The 9,328-nt window shown below is 44.0% G+C and carries 9 protein-coding genes, 2 rRNA genes and 1 riboswitch (1 of these 12 cut by a window edge); of the genes, 10 read left to right on the top strand and 1 reads right to left on the bottom strand.

Annotation, left to right across the window (positions count from 1 at the left end):
• Together SporoP32a_RS06535 and rrf are read left to right on the top strand one after the other, a co-directional pair.
• A 23S ribosomal RNA gene (locus SporoP32a_RS06535) occupies window positions 1-1,256 on the top strand; it begins 1,673 nt to the left of the window's first position.
• 74 nt (window positions 1,257-1,330) lie between these two features.
• Window positions 1,331-1,446 (top strand): 5S ribosomal RNA (gene rrf, locus SporoP32a_RS06530).
• 52 nt (window positions 1,447-1,498) lie between these two features.
• Here rrf and SporoP32a_RS06525 read toward each other — a convergent pair.
• Complete coding sequence (locus SporoP32a_RS06525; RefSeq protein ID WP_157129938.1) at window positions 1,499-1,834, bottom strand: hypothetical protein; 336 nt, start codon at window positions 1,832-1,834, stop codon at window positions 1,499-1,501.
• A 187-nt stretch (window positions 1,835-2,021) separates the two neighbouring features.
• Here SporoP32a_RS06525 and SporoP32a_RS06520 point away from each other — a divergent pair, with 187 nt between their 5' ends.
• From SporoP32a_RS06520 to purF, 8 genes are all read left to right on the top strand, one after another.
• A complete protein-coding gene (locus SporoP32a_RS06520) occupies window positions 2,022-2,549 on the top strand; it encodes a DUF2179 domain-containing protein (RefSeq protein ID WP_085427165.1) in 528 nt (175 codons plus the stop codon).
• Complete coding sequence (locus SporoP32a_RS06515) at window positions 2,546-2,731, top strand: NETI motif-containing protein (RefSeq protein ID WP_085427164.1); 186 nt, start codon at window positions 2,546-2,548, stop codon at window positions 2,729-2,731. The genes SporoP32a_RS06520 and SporoP32a_RS06515 overlap by 4 nt, the downstream gene beginning before the upstream one ends.
• Before the next feature lie 127 nt (window positions 2,732-2,858).
• Window positions 2,859-2,959, top strand: a riboswitch (purine riboswitch).
• 177 nt (window positions 2,960-3,136) lie between these two features.
• A complete protein-coding gene (gene purE / locus SporoP32a_RS06510; protein WP_420542314.1) occupies window positions 3,137-3,601 on the top strand; it encodes a 5-(carboxyamino)imidazole ribonucleotide mutase in 465 nt (154 codons plus the stop codon).
• A gap of 2 nt (window positions 3,602-3,603) precedes the next feature.
• Window positions 3,604-4,725, top strand: a complete 1,122-nt coding sequence (gene purK / locus SporoP32a_RS06505) for a 5-(carboxyamino)imidazole ribonucleotide synthase (protein ID WP_085429006.1) — start codon at window positions 3,604-3,606, stop codon at window positions 4,723-4,725.
• Window positions 4,726-4,761: 36 nt separating this feature from the next.
• On the top strand, window positions 4,762-5,016 hold the full coding sequence (gene purS, locus SporoP32a_RS06500; protein ID WP_085427162.1) for a phosphoribosylformylglycinamidine synthase subunit PurS: 255 nt from the start codon (window positions 4,762-4,764) through the stop codon (window positions 5,014-5,016).
• Window positions 5,013-5,696: a phosphoribosylformylglycinamidine synthase subunit PurQ gene (gene purQ / locus SporoP32a_RS06495; RefSeq protein WP_085427161.1), complete on the top strand. Its 684-nt coding sequence runs from the start codon at window positions 5,013-5,015 to the stop codon at window positions 5,694-5,696. The genes purS and purQ overlap by 4 nt, the downstream gene beginning before the upstream one ends.
• A complete protein-coding gene (purL, locus tag SporoP32a_RS06490; protein ID WP_085427160.1) occupies window positions 5,686-7,917 on the top strand; it encodes a phosphoribosylformylglycinamidine synthase subunit PurL in 2,232 nt (743 codons plus the stop codon). The genes purQ and purL overlap by 11 nt, the downstream gene beginning before the upstream one ends.
• Complete coding sequence (gene purF / locus SporoP32a_RS06485) at window positions 7,893-9,317, top strand: amidophosphoribosyltransferase (protein WP_085427159.1); 1,425 nt, start codon at window positions 7,893-7,895, stop codon at window positions 9,315-9,317. The genes purL and purF overlap by 25 nt, the downstream gene beginning before the upstream one ends.
• Window positions 9,318-9,328 lie beyond the last annotated feature (11 nt).

The following is a 9,328-nucleotide window of genomic DNA, read 5'->3' as shown; positions in this document are numbered from 1 at the left end:
GAGAGAATCCTAAGGTGATCGAGAGAACTCTCGTTAAGGAACTCGGCAAAATGACCCCGTAACTTCGGGAGAAGGGGTGCTCTGGTAGGGTGAATAGCCCGAGAGAGCCGCAGTGAATAGGCCCAGGCGACTGTTTAGCAAAAACACAGGTCTCTGCAAAATCGTAAGATGACGTATAGGGGCTGACGCCTGCCCGGTGCTGGAAGGTTAAGAGGAGGGGTTAGCGCAAGCGAAGCTCTGAATTGAAGCCCCAGTAAACGGCGGCCGTAACTATAACGGTCCTAAGGTAGCGAAATTCCTTGTCGGGTAAGTTCCGACCCGCACGAAAGGCGTAACGATCTGGGCACTGTCTCAACGAGAGACTCGGTGAAATTATAATATGCGTGAAGATGCGCATTACCCGCGACAGGACGGAAAGACCCCGTGGAGCTTTACTGTAGCCTGATATTGAATTCCGGTGCAGCCTGTACAGGATAGGTAGGAGCCTAGGATTCCGGAGCGCTAGCTTCGGAGGAGGCATTGGTGGGATACTACCCTGGCTGTATTGGACTTCTAACCCTTGCCCGTGATCCGGGCAGGAGACAGTGTCAGGTGGGCAGTTTGACTGGGGCGGTCGCCTCCTAAAGAGTAACGGAGGCGCTCAAAGGTTCCCTCAGAATGGTTGGACATCATTCGTAGAGTGCAAAGGCATAAGGGAGCTTGACTGCGAGACCTACAAGTCGAGCAGGGTCGAAAGACGGACTTAGTGATCCGGTGGTTCCGCATGGAAGGGCCATCGCTCAACGGATAAAAGCTACCCCGGGGATAACAGGCTTATCTCCCCCAAGAGTCCACATCGACGGGGAGGTTTGGCACCTCGATGTCGGCTCGTCGCATCCTGGGGCTGTAGTCGGTCCCAAGGGTTGGGCTGTTCGCCCATTAAAGCGGCACGCGAGCTGGGTTCAGAACGTCGTGAGACAGTTCGGTCCCTATCCGTCGCGGGCGCAGGAAATTTGAGGAGAGCTGTCCTTAGTACGAGAGGACCGGGATGGACATACCGCTGGTGTACCAGTTGTCTTGCCAAAGGCATCGCTGGGTAGCTATGTATGGACGGGATAAATGCTGAAAGCATCTAAGCATGAAGCCCCCTTCAAGATGAGATTTCCCATTACGCAAGTAAGTAAGATCCCTCAAAGATGATGAGGTGGATAGGTCTGGGGTGTAAGTACGGCGACGTATGTAGCTGACAGATACTAATCGATCGAGGACTTAACCTATTTTAAAAAGTAGTTACTTGAACTACGACAATGTCTTTTATTCAGTTTTGAGTGAACAAGCTTTACTCAAAGAGTCTAGTAACGATGGCGAAGAGGTCACACCCGTTCCCATACCGAACACGGAAGTTAAGCTCTTCAGCGCCGATGGTAGTTGGGGGTTTCCCCCTGTGAGAGTAGGACGTTGCTAGGCACGAAGCCATTCCTTATGGGGAGTGGCTTTTTTGTGTTTTAAAAACGGTGTATTATGTAATGTATATAGTGCAACCGAATAAGAATCCGTTATTTTGCTTGCTAAAATCGGATGGAGATCTATTGTATCGTGTGTTGTGCTCATAGTATCCAGCTAAGTGCTCTATCGCACCCGTTATCCGCTCATAGACTCCAGCTAAGTGCTCTATCGCACCCGTTATCCGCTCATAGACTCCAACCAAGTGCTCTATCCCACCCGTTATCCGCTCATAGACTCCAGCTAAATGCTCTATCGCACCCGTTATCCGCTCATAGACTCCAGTTAAGTGCTCTATCCCGCGCGCAATCCGCTCATAGACCCCCTCCAAGTGCTCTTCCCCATCCATCATCCCAACAACTAAGTTACAAAAAACACCACCATCTATTCAATCCCCACCTTAAAAATTCTCTTCCAACTCCTATCAATAAAGTAAACCTAATATTCTTATCCAATATAAACCACATTTCAAAAGACTTTCCTTGAATTATAAGGTTAGGCGCGATACGATTACTCTACTTGTAAGGGGGAGTGATGCAATGGTAATGGTGTTAATTATCTTCGCGATAAATATTGTATATGTAACTTTCATGACAATGCGAATTATCCTGACTTTGAAAGGTTATCGTTATATAGCTGCTGGTGTGAGTATGATAGAAACAGTAGTGTATGTAATTGGGCTTGGTTTGGTGTTGGATAATCTGGGGCAAATACAAAACTTAATTGCGTATGCTCTGGGGTATGGTATAGGAGTTATTATCGGTTCCAAAATTGAAGAAAGATTAGCACTCGGTTATATTACAGTCAATGTGATAACAGCAGATGTTAATAAAGAAATGCCTGCGGAGTTAAGAAGACTCGGTTATGGTGTAACGGATTCTTCAGCAAATGGTTTAAGTGGAGCTCGTTCGACTATGCAGATTTTGACTCCACGAAAATATGAACTGAAACTATATAAGACCATAACGGAGATTGATCCGAAAGCATTTATTATATCTTATGAACCTAAATCGATACACGGCGGCTTCTGGGTAAAGAATGTGAAACGAGGCAAATTATTTAAATGAGTAAACAGAAGATGTGGTTTGATAGAGAAGAAGATGAGACACTCGAAGAATGTCTGGACAGAATTAAAAACTTAGGCTATACAGTTGTTGCTCGAAGAGAGAAACCTTTGTTTAAACAAGTGGGGGAAGAGTATATCCCCATCAGACAACAAACGCAGTTTCAGGGCATCAAAAACAGCTAATAACTGTCAGTTGAAAGGGAACTGTCTTGTATACATTCATATGTCAACTTAAAGGCGAATGATTTTAAAAGATATATAATATAATGTTCGGTTTTAAGTTGACGGATTATGTAATAGTTGATAATATAATAAGAGTAAATGAGTTCCCCGTATATGCTGCAGAATTGGCTGTGGCGTTTCTACCAAGACACCGTAAATGTCTACACTATGTGGGAAAGCAATTTTTCTTGGATATCACGGATGATGGCTGAGTTAGATGGTTTTATATCCGTTTAGTAAGGGTCCTTGAAAGTTCTGCTTTTTGTGCATGTGAAAAGTGGAGTTTTCAAGGACCTTTTTATTTTTATTAAATCATGTTGGGCATGAAGGAGCGGATTAGATTTGGAACCGAAGATTGGTGTCATTATGGGCAGTAAGAGCGACTGGGAAACAATGAAGCATGCATGCGACATTTTAGATGAACTAGGAGTTCCTTATGAAAAGAAAGTAGTGTCAGCCCACCGTACGCCGGATTTCATGTTTGACTATGCAGAACAAGCAGAGAAAAAAGGATTACACGCTATTATTGCAGGAGCAGGCGGAGCTGCCCATCTACCAGGAATGGTTGCGGCAAAAACGCTAGTTCCTGTTATTGGTGTGCCTGTGCAATCTAAAGCCTTGAATGGAATGGACTCATTATTATCCATCGTTCAAATGCCTGGTGGCGTTCCGGTAGCAACTGTGTCGATTGGCAAAGCAGGCGCTACAAATGCGGGCCTTCTAGCGGCTCAAATACTTTGTGTACAAGATGAAGAATTACGTAATAAGCTACAGCAAAGGCGCGATGAAATGAAGAAAATTTCGCTGGAAAGCAGTGGTGAATTAAATTGAAAATGATTCAACCTGGACAGACGATCGGCATTATTGGTGGTGGACAACTAGGACGGATGATGGGACTTGCAGCAAAAGAAGCAGGATTCAAGATTGCGGTACTAGATCCAACAGAGAATTCTCCGTGTGGACAGTTAGCCGATGTTGAAATTGTCGCTCCGTATAATGATGAAGAAGCACTGAACGAATTAAGCAAAGTCAGTGATGTCATTACATTTGAATTTGAAAATATTGATTATGAAGGATTGAAACGGCTAACTGAGAAAGCGTATGTTCCACAAGGCGCTGAATTAGTTCGCATTACGCAAAACCGAATTAATGAAAAAGCTGAAATTCAGTCAGCTGGCGTACCGGTTGCAACCTATATAACTGCCGAAACGTATGATGAATTAGTACAGAAAATTGACGATGTTGGTTTTCCTTGTATCGTAAAAACGGCTTTTGGCGGCTATGATGGTAAAGGTCAGATCAAGCTTGAATCGAAAGAGCAGATAGAGAGTGCTAAGGATTTATTTACCCACTCTTCTTGTATAGCGGAAGCATTCGTTCCGTTCGAAAAAGAAATTTCCGTTATTATTCAACGAAACCCAGCTGGTGAGACATATTGTTTACCAATTGCAGAGAATATTCATAAGCATCACATTTTGCACGAATCGATTGTGCCTGCACGAGTTGACCAAGCAGTCCTGGAGTCGGCAGAAGAAGCAGCAAAAAAAATTGCTGGCCATTTAAAGTTAGTAGGCACGCTAGCAGTTGAAATGTTCGTGTTGCCTGACGGTAAGATTATTATCAATGAATTGGCACCGCGACCACATAACTCGGGTCACTACTCAATAGAGGCATGCAATATTTCGCAATTTCATCAGCATATTCGTGCAGTCTGTGGGTGGCCATTACGTGAGCCGAAGTTATGGGCACCATCCATCATGGTGAATGTATTGGGAGAACATGTAGCACCACTTCAAGAACGTATTGCAGATTATCCTGATTGGTCAATTCATTTATACGGTAAAGCAGAAGTGAAAGAAAAACGTAAAATGGGTCATGTTACGATTATGACGGATGATCTTGAAAAAACATTGCAAGAAATTGAACAGTCCGGTATCTGGCAAGAAACTAACTAATACAAACTATGATTTCCACTTTGGGAGGAACCGACAATGACGAAAGTAACTATTTATGTAACACTACGTGAAAGTGTTGTAGATCCACAAGGAATCGCAACAACAGAAGCACTTCAGAAAATGGGTTATGAAGAAGTGAAAAACGCGCGAATCGGTAAATTGATCGAATTGCAGTTAGATGGTTCAGAAGAGACAATTGAGACACGCGTGAAGGAAATGTGTAATGATCTATTGATCAATAAAGTCATTGAAGATTATCGATTCGAAATCGGGGAGGTTACCAGCAAATGAAGTTCGCCGTTCTAGTATTCCCAGGTCTTACTTGTGATCTTGATATGTACCATGCCATTGAGGAATCGGTAAAGCAAGATGTTGAATACGTTTGGCATACGGAAGCTGACCAACTCGATCAATTCGATGCAGTTCTATTGCCAACAGGCACTTCATACGGCAACTACTTACGTCCGGGTGCATTGGCGAAAAGTTCACCTGCATGCAAGCAACTTCAAGCATTTGCTGAATCTGGTAAATTAGTTCTTGGAGTCGGTAATGGTTTTCATATCTTAGTAGAAGCAGGCATCCTCCCAGGTGGATTTTTACGCAATAAGAGCTTGAAATTCCGTTCAGCTCAAGAATCGGTACGGGTAGAAAATAATAATACAGCTTTCACAAAAGACTATACACAAGGTCAAGTGCTCACATTGCCAGTAGCTAGTGAATTTGGCAATTACTATGCAGACGAGCAGACAGTGAATGAACTGAAAAACAATAATCAAATCGTCTTCACATATGCGAATGAAAATACAGATGGCAGTACAGCGGCAATCGCAGGGATTACAAATGAAAAAGGTAATGTTCTTGGTATGATGCCACTTCCAGAGCGTGCAGTAGAAGCAATCATCGGTGGAACAGATGGAACAGCTTTATTCCAGTCAATCATGAACAATCGGGGTGAACAGCATGTCAATTAATCACGAACCTACAGCAGAGCAAATTAAAGAAAATCGTCTATACCTTCAAATGGGGATGACGGATGCAGAATATGATCGTGCGGTAGAAAAACTTGGTCGTACGCCGAACTATGTAGAAACAGGATTATTTTCTGCTATGTGGTCAGAGCACTGTTCTTATAAAAGCTCAAAGTCTGTATTACGCAGATTTCCTACTGAAGGTGCGCGCGTTCTACAAGGTCCAGGTGAGGGTGCTGGAATTGTAGACATTGGTGATAATCAAGCTGCCGTGTTCAAAATGGAATCCCATAACTCTCCATCAGCAATCGAGCCTTTCATTGGTGCAGCAACAGGTGCAGGCGGAATCATTCGTGACGTATTCTCTATGGGCGCACGTCCCGTAGCACTAGTAAATTCACTTCGTTTCGGTGATTTAACAGAACCGCGTGATAGATTCCTGTTTGAAGAAGCAGTTGCAGGAATTGCGAGTTACGGTAACGCAATGGGAATTCCGACGGTGGCTGGAGAAGTTCAGTTCGACCAGTGCTATTCGAAACGTCCATTGGTCAATGCGATGGCAGTCGGCTTGCTAAATCATGAAGATATTCAAAAAGGCGTAGCAGCTGGTGTAGGCAATACCGTGATATATGCAGGTGCTACTACAGGTCGTGACGGTATTCATGGAGCAACGATGTCTTCTTCGGAATTATCTATTGAAGAAGAGCAAGAACTACCAGTCATGCAGGCAGGCGATCCGTTCATTGAAAAGTTATTGATGGAAGCTTGTTTGGATTTAGTTAAGTCCGATGCGTTAATCGGTATTCAAGATATGGGTGCAGCAGGCTTGACATCATCTGCAGCAGAAATGGCTTCAAAAGCAGGCTATGGTGTGGAATTAAACTTGGATCTTGTACCACAGCGCGAAGAGAATATGACAGCGTATGAAATGATGTTGTCTGAGTCTCAAGAACGTATGTTGATCGTTGTGAAAAAGGGTCGTGAAGAGGAAGTTATTGCACTATTCACGAAGTATGGTATTACTGCGGCAGTAATAGGTCAAGTAACAGACGATAAAATGCTTCGTCTACTTCATAAAGGCGAAGTCGCAGCTGAAGTTTCAGCAGACCTGCTGGCTGAAGATGCACCTAGCTATCAGAAAGAATCAAAAGAACCAGCATCGTTTGGAGAAAACCAGGCGATTGAAAATACAGAACCACAAGTAACGAACTTGAAAGAAACATTACTCGACTTATTGCAACGTCCAACGATTGCTTCAAAAGAGTGGGTTTACAACCAATTCGATACAGGTGCAAGAACTAATACAGTACTAGCGCCAGGAGCGTCAGCAGGTGTGATCCGTGTTAGAGGAACGAACAAAGGTATTGCGATGACAGCAGATTGTAACTCACGTTTCATTTATTTGGATCCGGAAACGGGTGGTAAAATTGCGGTAGCTGAAGCTGCACGTAACTTAGTATGTTCGGGTGCAGAGCCAATCGCACTGACAGATTGCTTAAACTTCGGTAGCCCTGATAAGCCTGAAGTATTCTGGCAACTTGAAAAATCTGCAGATGGAATTTCAGAAGCTTGTCGTAAGCTGAATGCGCCAGTTATTGGCGGTAACGTATCTCTCTCCAATGAAGTAAATGGTGTGCCGATCTATCCAACTCCAACAATTGGCTTGGTAGGAATCGTCCATGATTTGAGCCAAGTAACAACTCCTGGTTTCAAACAAGCTGGAGATGCAATCTATGTAATTGGTCAAACAGAAACAGAATTCGGTGGCAGTGAATTGCAACAAATGATCGAAGGAAAGATCTTTGGTAAATCACCAGCAATCGATTTAGATGTAGAGGCTACACGTCAGCAACAACTTCTTGAAGCGATTCAAGCGGGACTAATTCAATCAGCTGATGATCTATCAGAAGGTGGATTTGCTGTAGCGCTTTGTGAAGGAACATTTGGTTCAAACGGGTTGGGTGCTGATGTGACAGTGGAAGGTTCAGCAATCACTGCATTATTCAGTGAGACACAATCACGTTTCTTAGTGACTGTACAAGCCGATCAAGTAGCTGCGTTTGAAGAGAAAGTCCAGCATGCAGTGAAAATCGGGACCGTGACAGATGGCGAAGAAATTGTCATCAAAGACGCAGAGGGAACTGTCTTAGTAGAAGGGACGGTTGAAGAATTCCAGACTGCTTGGAAAGGGGCAATTTCATGCTTGCTGAGCTCAGAGGCTTAAACGAAGAGTGCGGCGTATTTGGTATTTGGGGACATGAAGATGCAGCACAGCTGAGCTATTACGCTTTGCATGCTCTTCAGCACCGTGGACAAGAAGGAGCCGGTATCGTCGTAAAAGACGATAACGGTCTACACGCGGTCAAAGGTGAAGGTTTGGTTAATGAAGTATTCTCTGGAGAAAAACTGAATTCACTCGTAGGACGTGGCGCGATTGGACAAGTCCGTTATACGACAGAAAACGGACGTGGTATAGAGAATGTTCAACCGCTTGTCTTCCGTTCGACAACTGGAAGTCTAGCTATAGCGCATAACGGTAACCTAGTCAACGCAACAGATTTGAAAGAACATTTGGAGCGTCAAGGAAGTATCTTTCAAAGTACATCCGACACAGAAGTTCTTGCGCACTTGATCAAACGTAGCAGTGGGTCTCGGAATCAGCGGGATCGAGTAAAAAAAGCCCTTAGTATTCTAAAAGGTGCATTCGCATTTGTCTTGATGACGGATGAAGGAATGATGGTTGCCCAAGATCCGAACGGTATACGCCCATTATCACTTGGCAAAATAGGCGATGCGTGGGTAGTCGCTTCGGAAACTTGTGCTTTTGAAATTATCGGTGCGGAACATGTTCGTTCCGTTGAACCTGGTGAATTGCTGATCATTAATGACAGCGGATTGACATCTGAGCGGTTTGCAGAACCTGGAGATAATGCAATGTGTTCAATGGAATATGTTTATTTCTCACGTCCTGACTCGGATATTGATGGGATCAATATTCATGCTGCACGTAAACGTTGCGGTAAGCAATTGGCTCGGGAAGTACAGATTAGTGCAGATGTCGTCACGGGAGTTCCTGATTCCAGTATTTCTGCTGCCATCGGATTCTCTGAACAAAGCGGTATTCCGTACGAGTTGGGATTAATCAAAAACCGCTATGTTGGCAGAACGTTCATCCAGCCGTCTCAAGCGTTGCGTGAAAAAGGCGTAAAGATGAAGCTGTCACCTGTACACCAAGTGGTTAGCGGCAAGCGAGTGGTAATGGTCGATGATTCAATCGTTCGTGGTACCACATCTAAACGTATAGTCGCCATGCTTCGTGCTGCGGGTGCTAAAGAAATACATGTTGTGATCGCTTCACCCCCATTGATTGCTCCGTGTTATTACGGAGTAGATATTAGTTCGGATTCAGAATTAATAGCAACAGGTCGTACTTTGGATGAAATGCGTGATGAAATCGGTGCAGATTCACTATCATTCTTATCAATAGAAGGAATGCTAGAAGCCAATGGCCGATCATCTGAAATGAAAAATTGCGGACAATGCTTAGCTTGTTTCACGGGTGAATATCCAACAGATATTTATTCGGACACGGCCATGCCGCATGAAAAAGAAATCGTACGATAGGAGGCCTTTCC

This window comes from Sporosarcina ureae (assembly GCF_002109325.1).
GTDB classification, from domain to species: Bacteria; Bacillota; Bacilli; order Bacillales_A; family Planococcaceae; genus Sporosarcina; species Sporosarcina ureae_C.
Note: the sequence above shows the minus strand (reverse complement) of the source record. Positions and strands in the feature narration are given on the sequence as shown.